This window comes from Shewanella sp. VB17, assembly GCF_013248905.1.
Classification (GTDB): Bacteria; Pseudomonadota; Gammaproteobacteria; order Enterobacterales; family Shewanellaceae; genus Shewanella.
This window is the reverse complement of the sequence record NZ_JABRVS010000001.1, coordinates 1,998,070-2,016,946: the sequence shown is the minus strand read 5'-3', so window position 1 is coordinate 2,016,946 and position 18,877 is coordinate 1,998,070. Positions and strand designations below refer to the sequence as shown.

General features: G+C 43.6%; 16 protein-coding genes. 10 read left to right on the top strand and 6 right to left on the bottom strand.

Features of this window, described 5'->3' with window-relative positions; translation table 11 throughout:
- Nucleotides 1–90 precede the first annotated feature (90 nt).
- Both gndA and HQQ94_RS08645 read right to left on the bottom strand, forming a co-directional pair.
- Nucleotides 91–1,644 carry an NADP-dependent phosphogluconate dehydrogenase gene (gndA, locus tag HQQ94_RS08650; protein WP_173294036.1) on the bottom strand — a complete coding sequence of 518 codons (1,554 nt, stop codon included), beginning with the start codon at nt 1,642–1,644 and terminating at the stop codon, nt 91–93.
- A 264-nt stretch (nt 1,645–1,908) separates the two neighbouring features.
- Nucleotides 1,909–3,834 (bottom strand): propionyl-CoA synthetase, encoded by a 1,926-nt coding sequence (locus tag HQQ94_RS08645; protein ID WP_173294035.1) that lies wholly within the window; start codon nt 3,832–3,834, stop codon nt 1,909–1,911.
- 271 nt (nt 3,835–4,105) lie between these two features.
- On the opposite strand from HQQ94_RS08645, the gene HQQ94_RS08640 reads away from it, so the two are divergent.
- The 8 genes from HQQ94_RS08640 (at nt 4,106) to HQQ94_RS08605 (ending at nt 12,771) form a co-directional block, all read left to right on the top strand.
- The gene (locus HQQ94_RS08640) at nt 4,106–4,504 is read left to right on the top strand and encodes a MerR family DNA-binding transcriptional regulator (protein ID WP_173294034.1); all 399 of its coding nucleotides are present in this window, start codon (nt 4,106–4,108) and stop codon (nt 4,502–4,504) included.
- An 86-nt stretch (nt 4,505–4,590) separates the two neighbouring features.
- The gene (locus tag HQQ94_RS08635) at nt 4,591–5,760 is read left to right on the top strand and encodes an isovaleryl-CoA dehydrogenase (RefSeq protein WP_173294033.1); all 1,170 of its coding nucleotides are present in this window, start codon (nt 4,591–4,593) and stop codon (nt 5,758–5,760) included.
- Between the two features lie 85 nt (nt 5,761–5,845).
- Entirely contained in the window at nt 5,846–7,453 is a 1,608-nt protein-coding gene (locus tag HQQ94_RS08630; RefSeq protein ID WP_173294032.1) for a carboxyl transferase domain-containing protein, read from the top strand.
- Between the two features lie 46 nt (nt 7,454–7,499).
- A complete protein-coding gene (locus HQQ94_RS08625; protein ID WP_173294031.1) occupies nt 7,500–8,339 on the top strand; it encodes an enoyl-CoA hydratase-related protein in 840 nt (279 codons plus the stop codon).
- 1 nt (nt 8,340) lies between these two features.
- A complete protein-coding gene (locus tag HQQ94_RS08620) occupies nt 8,341–10,479 on the top strand; it encodes an acetyl/propionyl/methylcrotonyl-CoA carboxylase subunit alpha (RefSeq protein WP_173294030.1) in 2,139 nt (712 codons plus the stop codon).
- Nucleotides 10,480–11,370 carry a hydroxymethylglutaryl-CoA lyase gene (locus HQQ94_RS08615; RefSeq protein WP_173294029.1) on the top strand — a complete coding sequence of 297 codons (891 nt, stop codon included), beginning with the start codon at nt 10,480–10,482 and terminating at the stop codon, nt 11,368–11,370.
- 26 nt (nt 11,371–11,396) lie between these two features.
- On the top strand, nt 11,397–12,101 hold the full coding sequence (locus HQQ94_RS08610; RefSeq protein ID WP_173294028.1) for a CoA transferase subunit A: 705 nt from the start codon (nt 11,397–11,399) through the stop codon (nt 12,099–12,101).
- A 13-nt stretch (nt 12,102–12,114) separates the two neighbouring features.
- Nucleotides 12,115–12,771, top strand: a complete 657-nt coding sequence (locus tag HQQ94_RS08605) for a 3-oxoacid CoA-transferase subunit B (protein WP_173294027.1) — start codon at nt 12,115–12,117, stop codon at nt 12,769–12,771.
- Between the two features lie 132 nt (nt 12,772–12,903).
- Here HQQ94_RS08605 and HQQ94_RS08600 read toward each other — a convergent pair whose 3' ends face one another.
- Nucleotides 12,904–13,386 (bottom strand): peroxiredoxin, encoded by a 483-nt coding sequence (locus HQQ94_RS08600; RefSeq protein WP_173294026.1) that lies wholly within the window; start codon nt 13,384–13,386, stop codon nt 12,904–12,906.
- Between the two features lie 207 nt (nt 13,387–13,593).
- Between HQQ94_RS08600 and HQQ94_RS08595 the strand changes: the two genes are divergently transcribed.
- A complete protein-coding gene (locus tag HQQ94_RS08595) occupies nt 13,594–14,031 on the top strand; it encodes a hypothetical protein (RefSeq protein WP_173294025.1) in 438 nt (145 codons plus the stop codon).
- 384 nt (nt 14,032–14,415) lie between these two features.
- Here HQQ94_RS08595 and HQQ94_RS08590 read toward each other — a convergent pair whose 3' ends face one another.
- Entirely contained in the window at nt 14,416–14,766 is a 351-nt protein-coding gene (locus HQQ94_RS08590; protein ID WP_173294024.1) for a hypothetical protein, read from the bottom strand.
- Between the two features lie 845 nt (nt 14,767–15,611).
- Here HQQ94_RS08590 and HQQ94_RS08585 point away from each other — a divergent pair.
- Nucleotides 15,612–16,067 (top strand): hypothetical protein, encoded by a 456-nt coding sequence (locus HQQ94_RS08585; protein WP_173294023.1) that lies wholly within the window; start codon nt 15,612–15,614, stop codon nt 16,065–16,067.
- 32 nt (nt 16,068–16,099) lie between these two features.
- Here HQQ94_RS08585 and der read toward each other — a convergent pair whose 3' ends face one another.
- Entirely contained in the window at nt 16,100–17,566 is a 1,467-nt protein-coding gene (gene der / locus HQQ94_RS08580) for a ribosome biogenesis GTPase Der (protein ID WP_173294022.1), read from the bottom strand.
- 113 nt (nt 17,567–17,679) lie between these two features.
- On the bottom strand, nt 17,680–18,867 hold the full coding sequence (bamB, locus tag HQQ94_RS08575) for an outer membrane protein assembly factor BamB (protein WP_173294021.1): 1,188 nt from the start codon (nt 18,865–18,867) through the stop codon (nt 17,680–17,682).
- Nucleotides 18,868–18,877 lie beyond the last annotated feature (10 nt).

Here is an 18,877-nt window from a genome sequence, read left to right as displayed (position 1 = left end):
TTCTTTCAACCTGCTGGGTTTGCCAGCTTCGCTGGGCAAACAAAAAAGCCGAACGTGGTGTTCGGCTTTAAGCTGATGCAATCAAGGTCATTACACCTTGTGTATCTCTCTTTTCTCATCACTCCAGTTCAAGTGATACTTGTCACCAGCGGGCTTATCAATACGCTCAAACGTATGTGCACCAAAAAAATCTCGCTGTCCTTGCAATAGATTGGCAGGTAAGACTTCACAGCGATAGCTATCGTAATAAGCTAGCGCTGAACTGATGCAAGGTGCTGGGATCCCTTTTAAAACGGCCGTGGATACTGCTTTACGCCAATCGAGCTGCTTTGATGATAATGCTTGACTGAATGTATCGGCCATCAACAAATTGTCTAATTCACCACCTGAAATGGCAGCAGCTTGATAGGCTTGGGTGATCGATTGCAAGAATGTAGCTCGTATAATACAACCCGCACGCCAAATTTTTGCTATCTGTGCAAAATCCAATGCCCAGTTTCGCTCTTTCGCCGTCATCGCCATTAACTGAAAACCTTGAGCATAACTGGCGACTTTGGCACAATAAAGCGCGCTTTCCAACTGCTCAATAAACTGATCACGTTCCTCTATTGATGGCGTGACTGGCACCGGACCGCTCAGCAATTGGCTTAGCTTTCGCCTTTGATTTTTTTGAGTGCTCACTGCGCGCGCATAAACCGCCTCAGCAATCGTCGGGGCTGAGCACCCTATCTGCAAACTGCTAACAGCAGTCCAAAGACCCGTGCCTTTTTGCCCTGCTTTATCCAGAATCATCTCAACCAATGGCTTACCTGATATAGGATCGGCTTGCTTAAGCACCTTTGCGCTGATCTCCATCAAGTAGCTATTAAGGCTGCCTCGATTCCAGCGTTCAAACAAATCAGCAATGTCATTCGCCGACATAGCAAAACCATCACTTAATAAATGATAGGCTTCACAAATAAGCTGCATATCAGCATACTCAATACCATTATGCACCATTTTAACATAATGCCCTGCGCCCGCAGGACCGATATACGTCGTGCAAGGCTCACCTTCAATGACGGGGTTTCCCGGCTCTTGACGCTCGATAGGCAAGCCCGTCTCAGGATCCGCTTTGGCCGCTATTGCTTCCCAAATAGGTTTAATTCTCTCCCATGCTTTACTGTCACCACTTGGCATCAACGAAGGCCCAAAACGCGCGCCCATCTCACCACCTGACACGGCAGAGCTAAAGAAAGTAAACAGCTCTGCATAACGCGCTTCACGCTCAACGGTATCAGTCCATAGACTGTTACCTGTATCAATAACAATATCATCCTGCTCAATGCCCGCTTCAATTAAGGCACGACAAACACCATCTACTGGTGCACCTGCCGGAACTGATAATACTATAACCCGAGGTTTATCGAGACTAGATAACATTTCAGAAAGATTATTACAGCCAATAATACGCTGTGGAATATGAGAATGCTTGCTCGCTACTCGCTCGGTTTGCTCTTGTAACACAACACCTTTAACCTTCTCACTATCCAAGTCAAAAGCGGCAACACGATAGTGATTATCGGCAATATTTAAAGCCAGATTTTTCCCCATAACACCGAGGCCTACAACCCCGACATCATATAATTTGGTGTGGTTTTCCATTGATATGTTTTCCGCAGGTAACAGAAGATGGTAGACCTTATCTATTATTGGTAAATAAACACACTTAACTCAACAAGAGTGAAGTGATATTAACCTTCTCTTTATACTAGAGTGCCCTACATAGGAGCATAGAAAAAGGTATTATTTGTGTTGGATTATACAGACTTTGGTAAGTTAATTACTAGGGGCGCGTGAATTTGTTTACCAAAGAACGCCCCCGACCTCACTTTCTATCTAAGCTCATCTTTAAGAGCCCCAAATAAATTAATGATTGAGCAGTAATGCATCAGCATAACCCATACGTGTTAAGGCATTACGCACTAACTCCAACGTCTGGGGGTCTTCTAGGGTGGCTGGCACTTTATAGGTTTGATTATCAGCAATTTTTCGCATCGTACCTCGTAAGATTTTACCCGAACGGGTTTTAGGCAACTTTTGAACCACACTGACCAATCTAAATGAAGCCACTGGCCCAATGTGCTCCCGAACTAAGCTTATCAACTCTAAGTAAAGAGAGTCATGACTCAGACAGACCCCTTTTTTCAACACCACTAAACCCAGAGGAACTTGGCCTTTAAGCTTATCATCAACGCCTATCACGGCAACTTCTGCAACTGCGTCATGCTGACATAATACCTCCTCAAAACGTCCGGTACAGAGTCGATGTCCTGCCACGTTGATGATGTCATCAATGCGGCTCATAATGTAAAGGTAGCCCTCCTCATCCTTATAACCCGCGTCACCCGAAAGGTAATAGCCTGGATACATAGATAAATAGCTATCAACATACCTTTGTTCATTTTGCCATAGTGTCGTCAATGTTCCTGGCGGTAAAGGCAGTTTAATGACGACATGACCAGAAACGTTAGCATCAAGCTTACTCCCCATTTCATCAACGACCTCGACTTGATAACCTGGCACTGGTAGCGCTGGAGATCCAGCCTTCACATCAACAGGAGCCGTTCCCATTAAATTAGCCGCAATAGGCCAACCTGTTTCAGTCTGCCACCAATGATCAATAACAGGCCTATCGAGTCGCTTCTCAGCCCAATGCAAGGTATCAGGATCACAACGCTCTCCCGCTAAAAATAAAGTCTGAAAACGAGATAGATCGATATTTTTGATAAAGTCACCCTCTGGATCCTCTCGCTTAATGGCACGTATCGCAGTGGGGGCAGTAAAGAAACTCTTAACCTGATATTTAGCAATGGTTCGCCAAAATATTCCAGGATCAGGTGTGCCAACAGGTTTACCTTCAAACATCAGTGTTGTGGCCCCAACTAACAGCGGCCCATAGACGATATAAGAATGCCCCACAACCCAGCCAACATCTGAGGCTGCCCAGAAGACATCATCAGCGTTAATGCCATAAATATGCCGCATAGACCAAGCAAGCGCAACAGCGTGACCGCCATTATCACGAACCACACCTTTAGGCTGACCTGTCGTCCCTGAAGTATAAAGAATATAGAGAGGATCTGTGGCTGGCATGCTCTGACATGCAATACTAGGAGCATCAGCAACCGCACTTTTCCAATCGATATCACGCCCTTGTGTTAACTCGGCATGATATTGGCTGCGGTTAAGAATAATACATCGCTCCACCTTATGACGTGATTGAGAGAGTGCTTCATCCAACAAAGGTTTATAAGCCACAATGCCAGAGGGTTCAATACCGCAAGATGCTGATAGGATAAGCTTAGGTTTGGCATCATCAATTCGGTTGGCCAGCTCATGACCTGAAAAACCGCCGAAGACTACCGAATGAATAGCACCAATGCGTGCACACGCTAACATCGCATAAGCCGTTTCCGGTACCATAGGCATATAAATGATCACTCGGTCGCCTTTTTTCACCCCAATAGTATCCATGTACCCCGCCAGCTTGCTCACTTGAGCGAGTAGCTCTCGATAGGTAATGGCGTATGCCGTCTCTGTAACAGGGCTAACATATTCAATAGCAATCCGCTCTCCTCTTCCCCCTTCAACGTGACGATCGACAGCGTTATAACAAGTATTGAGCTCACCGCCAACAAACCAGGAATATAGTGGCGCATTGCTATCATCCAGTACTCGATCCCAAGGTTTATTCCAGACTAAACCTTGCGCCGCTTCAGTCCAAAATTGTTCGGGTTGTGATATAGAATCGGCATGTATCTGCTGATGTAATGCGTAATTCTCACTCTTCATTTTCTCTCCCTAAAAACATAAAGTTGAACAAACCAGCTTAAAGTAACACTACAAACTCAATTTGGTCACATTATTAATACAATAAGGATTTCACATTTGACCTTGATATTAATAATAAAAAGTATCAATTTGGTCATCATCACTGGAAGAAAATCTTGCCATCAATGCCTGTCAAACACGAATAAAATGAACTCTCACCTCACTTACTTACTTTACCTTTACGTAAACTTCATATATCTTTAGCAAAAGTTGAATTTTATGGTGTTTTTTAATGAGTGATAAACAGATCACACTCGCAACGTACTCAATTAGCGACCTGTCTAAAGAGTTTGATATTACAACTCGCAGTATTCGCTTTTATGAAGATCAAGGCCTACTAAAACCTAAACGCCGTGGTCAAACTAGGGTCTATCATCTTAAAGATAAAGTACGCCTAAAGCTTATTTTACGTGGTAAACGCTTAGGTTTTTCACTCGCCGAAACCCGCCGTTTATTCGAACTCTATGATGCAGACAAAAACAGCATATCCCAGCTCCATAGGATGCTTGAGCTCATTGAAGATAAAAAAACATCTCTACAGCAGCAGATGGATGACATCAAAGTCGTGTTAATGGAACTCAATTCGGCCGAACAGCAATGCCGAGCAGCACTTGAACACAGTAGCGAGTAAAACAACACCTTAACAGATGCATACCGACATTAAATAACATCATGATAAGCAATCAGTACTTTACTTAAACGGATAGGACACAAGCCATGACTCAACTTTACTCATCTCTCAATTTCGGCCTGAGCGAAGATGTCGATATGCTGCGTGATGCAGTACAAAGCTTCGCTGCCAATGAAATAGCACCCATCGCTGCAAAAACCGATATTGACAATGCTTTCCCCAATGAACTTTGGCCAGTACTGGGCGACATGGGGCTGTTAGGCGTGACGGTTGCTGAAGAATATGGCGGTGCTAACATGGGGTATTTAGCGCATGTTGTGGCCATGGAGGAAATTTCACGTGCCTCTGCTTCTATCGGATTAAGTTACGGTGCTCATTCTAATTTATGTGTAAACCAAATTAACCGTAACGGTAATAACGAACAAAAAGCCAAATATCTGCCTAAGTTGGTTAGCGGTGAACACATAGGCGCCTTGGCCATGAGTGAACCCAATGCGGGTTCCGATGTGGTTTCGATGAAACTCACGGCTCAAAAAAAGGGTGACCGTTATATCCTTAACGGCAACAAAATGTGGATAACAAACGGCCCTGACGCACATACTTACGTTATTTATGCCAAAACAGACCTCGATAAAGGGCCTCATGGTATCACCGCCTTTATCGTAGAACGTGATTCAAAGGGGTTTAGTACCGCACAAAAACTCGACAAGTTGGGAATGCGCGGCTCAAATACCTGTGAGCTGGTTTTTAAAGATTGTGAAGTCCCTGAAGAAAACATACTTGGCGGACTAAATAATGGCATAAAAGTCTTAATGAGCGGCTTAGATTACGAGCGAGTGGTGCTTTCTGGCGGCCCACTAGGGATCATGACCGCGTGCATGGATATTGTTATGCCTTACATCCATGAGCGTGAACAATTTGGTAAATCCATTGGTGAATTCCAACTCGTTCAAGGAAAACTTGCCGATATGTATACCGGTATGAATGCGGCAAAATCTTACGTTTACAATGTGGCTAAATCTTGTGATCGCGGTGAAGCAACACGAAAAGATGCCGCTGGGGCCATTCTTTACTCAGCAGAACTGGCCACCAAAATGGCCCTTGATGCGATTCAATTATTAGGCGGAAACGGTTACGTCAATGAATATGCAACGGGTCGACTTTTACGTGATGCTAAGCTCTATGAAATTGGAGCGGGTACCTCTGAAATTCGCCGCATGCTGATTGGTCGTGAGCTGTTTAACGAATCTAAGTAAGTTAACCCAGACAAGATACGACTAATTTAGTGTCCTGCTCTGTGCTCCTACTCCATCTGTTTTTAGCTTCAAAAGGATCCAAATCGTGACTCAACTTAGCAGTCGTATTAACACTCGTAGTGACGAATTTAAGACTAAATATGACGACATGAGCAACCTTGTGCATGATCTCAAATGTAAAATTAATGCCATTGAGCAAGGCGGCGGCGAGATTGCTCGAGAGCGCCATCTTTCTCGAGGAAAACTCCTGCCTCGCCATCGGGTTGAAAAATTGTTAGATCCAGGTTCTCCTTTTCTTGAACTGTCACAATTTGCCGCCTACGAACTCTACGAAGATGTGGTTCCAGCTGCAGGTATCATTGCCGGCATAGGGCGCGTGAGCGGCGTCGAATGCATGATCATTGCCAACGATGCCACGGTCAAAGGCGGAACTTATTATCCTGTGACCGTGAAAAAACACCTTCGAGCACAAGACATTGCCAGTCGTTGTCATCTTCCTTGCATATATCTGGTTGATTCGGGGGGAGCAAACCTTCCCCGCCAAGATGAAGTTTTTCCTGATAGAGATCATTTTGGCCGTATCTTTTATAATCAAGCACACATGTCAGCCAAAGGTATTCCACAAATTGCTGTGGTGATGGGACTTTGCACTGCAGGGGGCGCATATGTCCCCGCCATGGCTGATGAGTCCATTATTGTTAAAGAGCAAGGCACTATTTTCCTTGCTGGCCCACCGCTGGTTAAAGCTGCAACAGGTGAAGAGGTCACCGCCGAAGAGCTTGGGGGCGCTGAAGTGCACACAAAAATATCAGGTGTGGCTGATCATATGGCCCAAAGTGATGAGCATGCACTCGAACTTGCCCGTAAAGCGGTGACCCGAATCAATCATCAAAAAACCATTGAGTCTCAACTCAGTCCTGCCAAACCCCCTCTTTTTGATATTAATGAGCTTTACGGCATTGTGGGAACCGATCTTAAAAAACCTTATGATGTAAAAGAAGTCATCGCACGCATTGTCGATGACTCGGACTTCGATGAGTTTAAGGCTGGCTATGGTGCCACTTTAGTCTGCGGCTTTGCCAGAATTCATGGCTACCCTATCGGTATCATTGCCAACAATGGCATCCTTTTCTCTGAATCTGCCCAAAAAGGCGCGCATTTTATTGAACTGTGTTGTCAACGAAAAATCCCCCTGCTCTTCTTGCAAAATATCACCGGCTTTATGGTAGGCAAGAAATATGAACACGAAGGGATAGCGAAACACGGGGCCAAAATGGTCACCGCTGTGTCGTGTGCCAATGTACCTAAATTTACAGTCATTATTGGTGGCAGCTACGGTGCTGGTAACTACGGCATGTGCGGCCGAGCATTCGAACCAACCATGATGTGGATGTGGCCAAATGCTCGTATTTCTGTCATGGGCGGAGAGCAAGCCGCTAGGGTATTAGCCACTGTCCGTCGTGATGGACTCGCGCGTAAAGGCGTCGATTGGTCTGATGAAGAAGAACAACAATTCCGTGCGCCAATCGTCGAGCAATATGACAAAGAAGGTCACCCTTATCATGCCAGCGCTCGTCTGTGGGATGACGGTATTATTGACCCTAGCCAGACTCGTGATGTGGTGGGTTTAGCGCTTTCAGCAGCACTCAATGCACCAATAGAAGAGACCAAATTCGGCGTATTTCGCATGTAAGGGCTAGCCCTTGGCAACACACTAGAGAGTATCGGGCTAATAGATAATGGATAACCTGGCCATGACCAATGAATTTTCGAACAGACTACATTTTGTTAGCTGCACATTAAAAAATGGTGTGGGCGAACTGATCCTAGATCGAGTGGATAAACACAATGCCTTCGATGAGGTAATGATAAGCGAGATGAGCCAGTCGCTGGTTTATTTTGCCGAAAATGATGATTGCAACGTACTGGTCCTTAAAGCAAATGGTAAAAACTTCAGTGCTGGCGCCGATCTTAATTGGATGCGTGATCAAGCTAAAATGGATTTCGAGCAAAACCTTGCCGATGCTAATAAGCTAGCCAAGCTGATGTCAATGCTGGATAAGTTCCCTAAACCGACCATGGCTTTAGTACAAGGTGCTGCCTACGGCGGTGCATTAGGGCTTATTTGCTGCTGTGATATCGCCATTGCGAATTCCCGTGCTAGTTTCTGTCTCAGTGAAGTCAAACTGGGCCTTATTCCGGCAATCATTAGTCCTTATGTCACTCGGACTATGGGCCAGCGAATGGCACGTCGTTATATGTTAACCGCTGAGAAGTTTAACGCTCAACAAGCCTTGTCTCTTAATGTGATCCATGACATTAGTGAGGATCTCGATGCCCAAGCAACGCCGATTATCGCAGCCTTACTCGCCAACAGCCCTCAAGGCATGACTTGGGTAAAAAGCTTACTCTCTAGCCTTGAAAACGGGGTGATAGATCAACATACATTGAATGATACCAGCGAGCGCATCGCCCGCATTCGCATGTCAGCCGAAGGCCAAGAAGGTTTAAATGCTTTCTTAGAAAAACGCACTCCCGACTGGAAAATCAACACTGATACGGCGCAAGGAAACGAATAACATGGCCTCCCAATCATTAAAAAATAAAGCCTTGAGTAAAACCTTTCTGATTAAAAAATTGTTAATTGCTAACCGAGGCGAAATTGCCTGCCGTATTATTAAAACAGCAAAGAGCATGGGGATCAGAACCGTCGCATTGTATTCAGATGCGGACATCGATGCCCGCCATGTTGCCATGGCAGACGAGTCTTTCTATCTCGGCGGCAGTGCACCAACAGACTCTTACCTTAAAAGCGAACTCATTGTTGCTATCGCCAAAAAAGCTGGCGCTCAAGCCATTCATCCCGGTTACGGCTTCCTGTCAGAAAATGCTGAATTTGCTCGTCTGTGTGAACAAGAAGGTATCGCTTTTGTTGGCCCAACAGCTGATGCTATCGATGCCATGGGCAGTAAAAGCGCGGCAAAAGAAATCATGGGTACCGCTCATGTCCCTTTGGTTCCTGGTTATCATGGTGATAATCAACGTGATGATTTTCTCGTTAACGAAGCAAAAAAAATGGGCTTCCCATTACTGATTAAAGCCGCCTTTGGAGGAGGCGGAAAAGGGATGCGCATTGTTGAAAGTGAAACCGAAGTACTTGACGCGATTCATTCTGCTCGACGTGAAGCCATCAGCTCTTTCGGTAACGATAAATTATTGATGGAACGTTACCTACGTCAGCCTCGTCACATTGAAGTGCAAGTCTTTGCTGATAATTACGGTCACTGTATTTACTTGGCCGATCGTGATTGCTCCATTCAACGACGCCACCAAAAAGTGGTCGAAGAGGCGCCAGCACCTGGATTGAGTGACGAGCTAAGAGCCAAAATGGGAGCAGCGGCAGTCGCGGCGGCAAACGCTATCAATTACCAAGGCGCAGGCACTATCGAATTCCTACTCGATACCGACAATAGCTTCTACTTTATGGAAATGAATACTCGTCTTCAAGTAGAACATCCGGTGACAGAAATGGTTACCGGACAAGATTTGGTAAAATGGCAATTAATGGTCGCTAGTGGCCACCAGCTGCCCCTAACTCAAGATGAAGTACGAGTACACGGCCATTCATTTGAAGTACGCATCTACGCTGAAGATCCACAAAATGCGTTTCTTCCCGCCAGTGGTAAGCTCAATTTTCTGCGTGAGCCAGAACAAAGTGGCCATGTGCGTATCGATTCCGGCATTCGAGAAAATGATGAGATCAGTAACTTTTATGATCCCATGATCTCTAAATTAATTGTTTGGGATGAATCTCGACCCAGAGCGCTACAACGTTTGGTTCATTCATTAGAGTCCTATCAAATCAGCGGCCTTAAACACAATATTGAATTTCTGGCCAATATTGCTCAACACCAAGCCTTTCGCGATGCAAAATTCAGTACCGATTTTATCGACCGTTATGGTGATGCTTTGATTGGCCGAGGACTCAGTGGTGATCTTGCTAAAGATGAACAAACCGCATTAGCACTCGCCTCTCTATATCAGATTTGTGTCCGAAAAGCCGCCGCCGAAGTCTGTGCGATAAACAGCCATGACCCCTATTCTCCTTGGGGATCTGTCAGTGGTTTTAGGCTCAATAGTGCCAGTCAACATCAAGTAGCACTGCTTGATGATAGGCATGAATTACAACAATTAGCGCTCATTGAAACGTCAATCGGTGTAAAATCTATTTTTCAACTGCACATCAATGACAACCTCTATGTACTCAGTGGAGAGTTAGACGGTGAAGTGCTCCATGCTGAAATATCACTCAGTAAACAGTCAGGCAAAACAAATCAAGCTGACATCCATAAAAGTGAAGCTCATAAATTCAGGGTTCAGGTAAGCCAAGTCGATGATGATTTCACCTTGTTTATCAATTCAAGAAGCTACCATTTTCGTGCGATTCAAACAGAGCTAACAGAAGAACTCGAATCTCTGGCCGACAAACTTAAAGCCCCAATGAATGGCACTGTCGTTACTCATCTGGCTAAAATTGGTGATAAAGTGACTGCAGGTCAAGGCTTAATGGTGATGGAAGCCATGAAGATGGAGTATACGATACAGTCACCTTACGATGGCACAGTGAATGCCTTTTACTTTGATGTTGGCGAACTGGTGAACGATGGCGTCTTATTGGTTGACGTGGAGCCTTCTGAAACTGAAGAGGAGCAGATCTAAATGTACCCTAAACAGGTGAGTATTTTTGAAGTTGGTGCCCGTGACGGACTGCAAAATGAACAACCAGTGACATGCCAGAATAAAATCATCTTAATTGAAGACTTAGCCAAAGCAGGCATTAAACGAATAGAAGCTGCTAGCTTTGTGTCCCCGAAATGGGTACCACAGATGGCGGATTCTGGAGATGTTCTGCGCAATATATTCCGCCAAACGGGGGTCACCTACAGCGCCCTAACACCTAATTTAAAGGGGCTGGAACTCGCACTTGACGCTGGGGCGGATGAAGTCGCCATCTTCGGCGCAGCATCTGAAACTTTCAGTCAGCGTAATATCAACTGCTCAATTGATGAGTCAATCGAACGCTTTGCCCCTGTAATAGAGCGAGCTATCACAGCGAACATCCCCGTTCGAGGATACGTATCCTGCGTATTAGGTTGTCCTTATGAAGGTGATATTTCGACAAGTGAAGTCGCTCGAGTGTCTGAAATTCTTTACAAGATGGGTTGCTATGAAATTTCGCTCGGTGACACTATTGGCGTTGGCACACCCACACATTCCCGTAAAATGCTAGAGGCCGTTGCTGACAAAGTGCCCGTGGATAAACTTGCTTTGCACTTTCATGACACCTATGGGCAAGCTTTGGCCAATATATTGGCGTGTTTAGAAACGGGGGTTAGCGTGATAGATTCATCCGTTGCAGGATTAGGTGGCTGCCCTTATGCCAAAGGAGCATCAGGAAACTTAGCCACTGAAGACCTCGTCTATATGCTGCATGGATTGGGGATAGAAACTGGCATTGATTTACCTTTACTGGCTCAAGCAGGTAACAAAATAAGCCAAGCATTGGGCAGAACTAGCGGCTCAAAAGTCGCCCTAGCAATCACACCATAGCACCTTGTACAAAGGAGATAATAATCATGGCTGGACTCAATAAAGTTGTTGAAACTTATCAAGAAGCCCTAGTAGGCCTCAGTAATAATATGACCGTAATGGTCGGTGGATTTGGCCTTTGTGGTATTCCCGAAGGATTGATCGCCCAGATGGTAAAATCGGCTGTAACCGGATTAACCGCCATTTCAAATAATGCTGGAGTCGATGATTTTGGGCTTGGACTGCTGCTTAAAACACGTCAAATCGATACCATGATCGCGTCTTATGTGGGTGAAAATGCCACTTTTGAGCAGCAAATGCTCTCTGGTGACTTAAACGTCATTTTAACCCCTCAAGGTACGCTTGCAGAAAAAATTCGTGCCGGTGGCGCAGGGATCCCCGCTTTCTTTACCGCAACAGGGTACGGAACCCCTATCGCCGACGGTAAAGAAACGCGAGAAATAGGGGGTCGCCATTATGTGCTAGAGCCTGCCTTAACTGCCGACTTCTCACTGATTAGAGCTTGGAAAGCTGATACCATGGGTAATTTGGTCTTCCGTAAAACCGCCGCCAACTTTAATCCTATGATGGCAACCGCAGGGAAAATCACCGTAGTAGAAGCTGAACATATTGTTCAGCCCGGAGAGCTCGATCCAGATCATATTCACACGCCGGGGATCTATGTCAACCGAGTCATCAAGGGAACGTTTGAAAAGCGTATCGAACAACGTACCGTAAAAGCATCAGTTTAAGAAGGGAGACATCATGGCATTATCAAGAGAACAACTCGCACAACGTGTAGCCCAAGAACTTAAAGATGGCTATTACGTCAATTTAGGCATTGGTATTCCCACCTTAGTGGCAAACTACATTCCCAAAGGGATAGAAGTGATGCTGCAATCTGAAAATGGTCTCTTAGGGATGGGGGAGTTTCCAACCGAAGATACCATAGATGCCGATTTGATTAACGCAGGAAAACAAACTGTTACTGCTGTTGATGGTGCATCATTCTTTTCATCCGCTGAGAGTTTTGCCATGATCCGTGGTGGTCATGTGGATTTAACCGTGTTAGGGGCGTTTGAAGTCGATGAGCAAGGATCCATCGCCTCTTGGATGATCCCAGGGAAACTGATTAAAGGCATGGGAGGCGCAATGGACTTAGTCGCTGGCGCTGACAACATCATAGTCACTATGATGCACGCTGACAAAAAGGGGCGATCTAAACTGCTGCCTAAATGTGAATTACCTCTCACTGGTTTTGGTTGTATCAAACGTGTGTTAACAGACCTGGCTTTTATGGAAATTAACAATGGTGCTTTCCACCTACTTGAACGTGCTCCGGGTGTGTCTGTTGAAGAAATAGTCAGTAAAACGGCAGGCAAACTCATCGTCCCTGAGCAGGTTCCAGAGATGACCTTTTAACAGTCCCCCCACAATAAAAACTCTGTAGCTGGCGACACACCAACGCCGGTCACTGAGTTGACCACACTAACAAGTATTTTTCTTAAGTAGAGTCATCTCACTGAATAAAAGATAAAATCTCCCCACAGCTCCTTATTTTTTAAGAATAAACTCGGCAGCAGCATTCAAACTCGGATCGTGTGGATCTGATATATTTGTCACCCACATGATTTCTCCTGCTCGATTAATAAATACCGTGGTAGGCGTACCCGGAACGCCATAGTCCTTTGCAACACTCTCCCCTTTAACTAACGTTGGAAAATGTATCCCGCGCTTTTTAAGCGTTTGCCCTGGCATTGCTCCCTCGTTTTCATTAAAACTAATCCCAACAAGTTGCAGATCGGTATTTTTATACGTGTTAGCGATACTCTCCAGCCCAGGTTGAAGCTTCTTACAGTAAGGGCACCATGTGGCCCAGAAATGTAATATTAATGGCTTACCCTTATACTCAGCTAGCGTGTGAATCTTGCCCAGTGGCTCGGCTAAGGTAAAGTCTGGCGCCATGTTTAGCACTTCTGCTGCCTGCAGCGTGACACTCAGCAAACACCATAACAATAAACTGTTTACCCATTTCATTCTCAGCTCCCTATTGAATGCTTACTGGTGGCTTGAAAGGAAATTTTTACCCTTTATGATTAAAAGTAGACCGAAAAAGATGAATTTATTATTCAATTTTTACTGTCTATTCCCTAAATATACTCTAATAATTGACTTTACAGTGTTAAGTAATGAGTCACTAGATTAAATATAAGTCTATGGAATATCATCAGTAAAGGCACTCATATGACAATCAACATAAAAAAAACTCCGTCTATCTCCATTTTTCAGATCACCGCAGTCTTTAGTATGCTGTTTGCCTTAGTCGGCTTTAGTTATAACGTTTGGCGCATGGAGATCACTGAATATAACAACAACATGCGCTCTGCAAGTTTTGAACTTTTATTGCAACTGTCAGAGCTTGAAGGGATTATTTATGCAGCCCATTACGACCAAGATGTCATTGAAGGCAACCCAAGAAAAGGCTGGGTAAAGGTCAATCTTATTGCAGATTTAAGCATAATAACTGAACCAGAAGTCTCGCTATCAGCAAAGAAACTAAAATTTGAGTGGCAAAAAAACTGGCAAACACTGAGCAAGTCAGAAGCAAGCGCGATCAATCTTGTCACCGCCATTGATAGTGCCCGTGATGAAGTGAGAAGATTATTAAGTAAACTAGAATAGGTTGATATCAATCTATTTTTGTGCTCATTAAAAATAAGCTATCACTCTGAAAAAGTTAAGAAAAAACAACTAATAATGTACTTGCCAACAGTAGTAAAAATTCAGGTTATTCACTAGCCCAATTTTGATACGACAAGCGCGTTTACATCAAAGCCTCTTACAAACAACAGCGCCACTTTGTCAGATTAGGAGAACTTATCTTATAACTAAATCGCTAAATTCAGTGATCCCTACTCTCCGCCACGCTCAATGCGTGTAGACCAACCACAATAACTGTTAGGTATGTTGAGGTGATATATAATGCCAACAAATTTTTTAAACATTGACTAACCGATATACCCAAGTCAACTCATTTATTGGGTATATCAACATCAACCCACAATATTAATTTTTAGGCACATTCAAAAGAACATAACCTTCAAGAGTTTCCAATATCTGCCCTTGCATATTACTCTGAATGTCTTCAATGCCGGCATCATCGATTGGACAAGCAACCAGCCAACTTGTGTGATCTAAATAATTTGCCGTCGCTGCGGTTTCACCCACCGTCTTACAAGGATCATCACTACCACGAAAACTGTGCATTAATCGCAGTACAACTTGGCCATCACCAGCCTTGATGATTTGAGGTGGTGGAGGTGTCTCTTTATGCATATCAGTGATAGTGGTAGTTTTTTCACCGCAACCCGCTAATATGATGATAAGTAACAGTAAACCTAATTCATTTTTTTTCATCTAACATCTCACTCTTTTAAGGAATATACCCAAGCCACTTCAATATGCTTGTTTCATAGTTCCATAGGATAACTGAATAAGACAGTGATTGAGACAATAGTTATTCCCTTGATGATTGCACTAACGTAATACAGGTATTTTTTGATAACACCATAATCTTAAACGTTCATGACACTATCAAGACTCCTCATGTCACTAAAGCTCAGAATGTCATTAATACAGTAGTAATTAACGCGCTTGCATAACGTATTCTTTGTGGTTGCTTATCAATTCACTCTTTTACTCGAATTGCTTCTGCTGAGTAAGTTCTGGCCTGCCGGAGCACTCAGTATCAAATATAATGAGCTATGAAACTATATTTCTATTTACATCCAATATGTTGTCGCTCTCTTCCTGGTTGTATTTTTTTGACTCAACAGAAGAATATATGCTCTGTTTCTGGCAATAATCCAAACTTTAATATCTCATTAAAAACAGCAACTTAAATACATTTGAACACCACAATTCTACTTCTTATAGAAATACAGGTAAATTTATTCATGACGACTAAGTAACGATAATAATTACAGGTAAAAGATACAGGAAGAGCTGTCCAAACATTTACGATTAAATTTACTAAACGCAAAAATAAAGCCGTTCAGCATTGGTTAAGTTATAAAGCTGTATGATTATTGAGCTCCATTTAATTTATTGATATAATCAATGATCAATTAATCTAACTGTTAACTCGTTGACAAGTTGGGCTGAGCCATTAATAAAATATGTCTGTATTGACATTTTTTATTACCTATTAAAATCAGCTAGCTTTGACAACTAAGCTTCAAAAAATGACAATGACAATGACAATGAAAATGAAAACACACCCTATAAAACTAGATCTTGAAATTAGATCACTTTCCTCATTTCAGACACTCGTTGACGTTTTTAATCAATCGAATGAACTGGCAGAAATGTATCCACCAGATACCATACACAAAGATTGGTCAACCAATATCCGTTTCTCGTTATCATGTAAGCCAGATGAGTGTATAGCTCATTACAACGAATTGATAATGAGTTTATCAGGTGAAGCAAAAGTACAGTGGAATATGGCATATCATAAATGTTTCAACTTAGTGTATAACACTTCTATTGAAGAGCCTGCATTTACCGAAACATTATCAGCACTTTCCATCAAGAAATTAGCTGAACTTGACGCCTCATTCGCATTTAGACTTTATCCTATCGAAATGATTGATCATGATGAAAGTCAACATACACATAATAAAAAAGCCAACTTAATGAAATTAGCTGGCTTTTAATCAACACAATTTAAGACACTAAGAACTTAAGCTTATTTTTTATCTTTAATGTGTGTCATCATACGCTTACGACGACGTTCTTGACTGACGGTTAACTTTTTGGTATTCATCCCTTCAAACGGATTTTCACCGTCTTGAAAACGTATCTGAATAGGTGTACCCATGACTTTTAATGAACGACGATAATAGTTCATCATAAAGCGTTTGTAAGAATCAGGTAATTTCTTAACCTGATTACCATGAACAACCACAATAGGTGGATTGTAACCACCCGCATGTGCATACTTAAGCTTTACACGACGGCCATTGACCATAGGTGGTTGATGATCGTCTTGTGCCATCTGCATAATACGGGTCAACATAGATGTACTCACACGACGTGTCGCACTTTCATAAGCCTCTTGAACGGACTCAAAAAGATGGCCGACCCCAGTCCCATGAAGCGCTGAAATAAAGTGGATACGAGCAAAGTCGATAAAACCTAAGCGGCGATCCAGCTCGCTTTTTACTCTCTCTTTAATACCTTGATCGATCCCATCCCACTTATTGACCGCAATGACCAACGCACGGCCTGCATTCAGTGCAAACCCTAACAAGCCTAAATCTTGTTCAGCGATCCCTTCACGGGCATCGACGATAAGTAACACGACATTACAATCTTCTACCGCTTTCAATGTTTTAATAACCGAAAACTTTTCTACGGTTTCATTAACTTTACTGCGGCGACGAATACCGGCAGTGTCAATAAGTATATACTCACGGCCGTCACGTTCCATAGGAATATAAATACTGTCCCTCGTCGTACCGGGCGAGTCATAAACAACAACACGCTCTTCACCTAAAATACGGTTAGTTAGTGTTGACTTACCGACATTAGGTTTACCGATAATAGCAAGTTTGATTGGGAGATCCTGCAAGCGCGTTTGCTCAGCTTCCGCTTCTTCTTCGGTGTACTCCTTCTCCTCAGCATTCTCATCAGCATCCTCGTCACGAGTCAAGCCCATCGCTTCTGCATAAGGTGCTAAGGCATATTCAATCATATTGGTCACACCGCGCCCTTGAGCGGCAGCCATCTGATAGACCTCACCTAGACCTAATGCCCAGAATTCGGCACATACAGAATCAGCATCGACCCCATCAACCTTATTAGCAACCACAAAGGTGGTTTTTTCACGACGTCTAAGATGCTCTGAAATCGATTGATCAGCAGCTGTTAAACCCGCTCTTGCATCTGTTAAAAATAACACCACATCGGCTTCTTCAATGGCAGCCATCGACTGCTCAGCCATATGCGTTTCAATGCCTTCTTCAGTGCCATCTATCCCGCCAGTATCAACCACAATAAATTCATAACCTGACAGGTGAGCACGACCATATTTACGATCCCGAGTTAGCCCAGGATAGTCGGCCACCAAGGCATCACGCGTACGTGTTAGGCGGTTAAATAAGGTCGACTTACCGACATTAGGACGACCAACAAGGGCCACTACTGGAATCATTTTTATGCCTCTAATCTACAATTTTTAAAATATTAACGAAAAATACATCAACCTAGTAAACAAAAAGCCCCCAGAACTCGCTTCCAGGGGCTTATTATTGACTAAACAATAACTTATGGAAGCGTTATTCTAGCAATCTTACCATTTCGTGTTTGAACGTATATGTTATCACCCACAACCAAAGGTTGGCTAAATAAACCTGAACTGTCTATTTCGACACGGCCTACTATTTTACCATCACTTTTGTTGATGAAATGAAGATAACCTTCGAAGTCACCTACTACAACGTAATCTTTAAATACCATTGGAGAGGTTAAATCACGGTTGTTTAATTCAGTATTGCTCCAATTCTCTAAACCATTACGTTTATCTACAGCGTAGATGCGACTATGATCGTCAACAAGAAAAAGATTCACTCCTGAGTTGGTTAATTCATGAAAACTTGAATACTTACGTGCCCAAACAATACGCCCAGTTCTCACTTCCATCGACACTAAGTTGCCATTAAAATTTACCGCATAGAGATTATCCCCTATAATGAGCGGCATCATATCGGCATCAGCCATCCGGGTAAACTCATTCCCCCCCTTAGGAGTATAAATGGCTTGTTCCCAAGCAGCCTGGCCATTGTTTTTAATCACAACCGCAATTTTACCATCGGCAGTCCCCACAAAAAAACCACCTGCCTCATAATTGGCAGAGCCTGTTCCACGTAAAGTCAAACTAGGTAGCTTTGATTCATAAGACCACTGTTTTTTACCATCATCGACATTATAAGCTTCTAGGGTACCAGAGCTGGTATTAACAACAACCATGTCTTCTGCTACTGTCGGTGCTGATAATAGCTCGCCTCCAGCCATAACAGACCAGCGTGTATCGCCAGTTTCGGCATCAAGTGCACCCAACAAACCACTTTCACCACCAATAAAAATGGTATTCCGGGCGGCTGTCACACCTGCTGCTAGTTTCGCACCTTTATTTTTGGCTAAGATATTGTCCTTAAATATTGCGCTAAAATCTCTTTCCCAAACAATGTCACCCGTTACTTCATCAAATGCTGTCACATCGCCATAACGATCAGCAACATAGAGTTTTCCGTATCTAACTGCGGGGCGTAATCGTGAATAATAAGCTCCCACTCCCTGACCGACAGAAGCACTCCAGCTAATAGTGGGAAATATGCTAGCCTCAATGTCAGGCAAAGGGCTAACGGGCTCTTCTTCTACATCACTGGATGAACAGGCTGATAACAGACCTAAACTCAATCCACAAACGAGCAATGTTTTGCACCAAGACTTCATGGGCAGTTTC

Excerpts from the sequence above, each read along its gene's own strand:
- gndA (WP_173294036.1), bottom strand. The coding sequence starts at position 1,644 with ATGGAAAACCACACCAAATTATATGATGTCGGGGTTGTAGGCCTCGGT.
- HQQ94_RS08645 (WP_173294035.1), bottom strand. The coding sequence starts at position 3,834 with ATGAAGAGTGAGAATTACGCATTACATCAGCAGATACATGCCGATTCT.
- HQQ94_RS08640 (WP_173294034.1), top strand. The coding sequence starts at position 4,106 with ATGAGTGATAAACAGATCACACTCGCAACGTACTCAATTAGCGACCTG.
- HQQ94_RS08635 (WP_173294033.1), top strand. The coding sequence starts at position 4,591 with ATGACTCAACTTTACTCATCTCTCAATTTCGGCCTGAGCGAAGATGTC.
- HQQ94_RS08625 (WP_173294031.1), top strand. The coding sequence starts at position 7,500 with ATGGATAACCTGGCCATGACCAATGAATTTTCGAACAGACTACATTTT.
- HQQ94_RS08620 (WP_173294030.1), top strand. The coding sequence starts at position 8,341 with ATGGCCTCCCAATCATTAAAAAATAAAGCCTTGAGTAAAACCTTTCTG.
- HQQ94_RS08615 (WP_173294029.1), top strand. The coding sequence starts at position 10,480 with ATGTACCCTAAACAGGTGAGTATTTTTGAAGTTGGTGCCCGTGACGGA.
- HQQ94_RS08610 (WP_173294028.1), top strand. The coding sequence starts at position 11,397 with ATGGCTGGACTCAATAAAGTTGTTGAAACTTATCAAGAAGCCCTAGTA.
- HQQ94_RS08605 (WP_173294027.1), top strand. The coding sequence starts at position 12,115 with ATGGCATTATCAAGAGAACAACTCGCACAACGTGTAGCCCAAGAACTT.
- HQQ94_RS08600 (WP_173294026.1), bottom strand. The coding sequence starts at position 13,386 with ATGAAATGGGTAAACAGTTTATTGTTATGGTGTTTGCTGAGTGTCACG.
- HQQ94_RS08595 (WP_173294025.1), top strand. The coding sequence starts at position 13,594 with ATGACAATCAACATAAAAAAAACTCCGTCTATCTCCATTTTTCAGATC.
- HQQ94_RS08590 (WP_173294024.1), bottom strand. The coding sequence starts at position 14,766 with ATGAAAAAAAATGAATTAGGTTTACTGTTACTTATCATCATATTAGCG.
- HQQ94_RS08585 (WP_173294023.1), top strand. The coding sequence starts at position 15,612 with ATGAAAATGAAAACACACCCTATAAAACTAGATCTTGAAATTAGATCA.
- der (WP_173294022.1), bottom strand. The coding sequence starts at position 17,566 with ATGATTCCAGTAGTGGCCCTTGTTGGTCGTCCTAATGTCGGTAAGTCG.
- bamB (WP_173294021.1), bottom strand. The coding sequence starts at position 18,867 with ATGAAGTCTTGGTGCAAAACATTGCTCGTTTGTGGATTGAGTTTAGGT.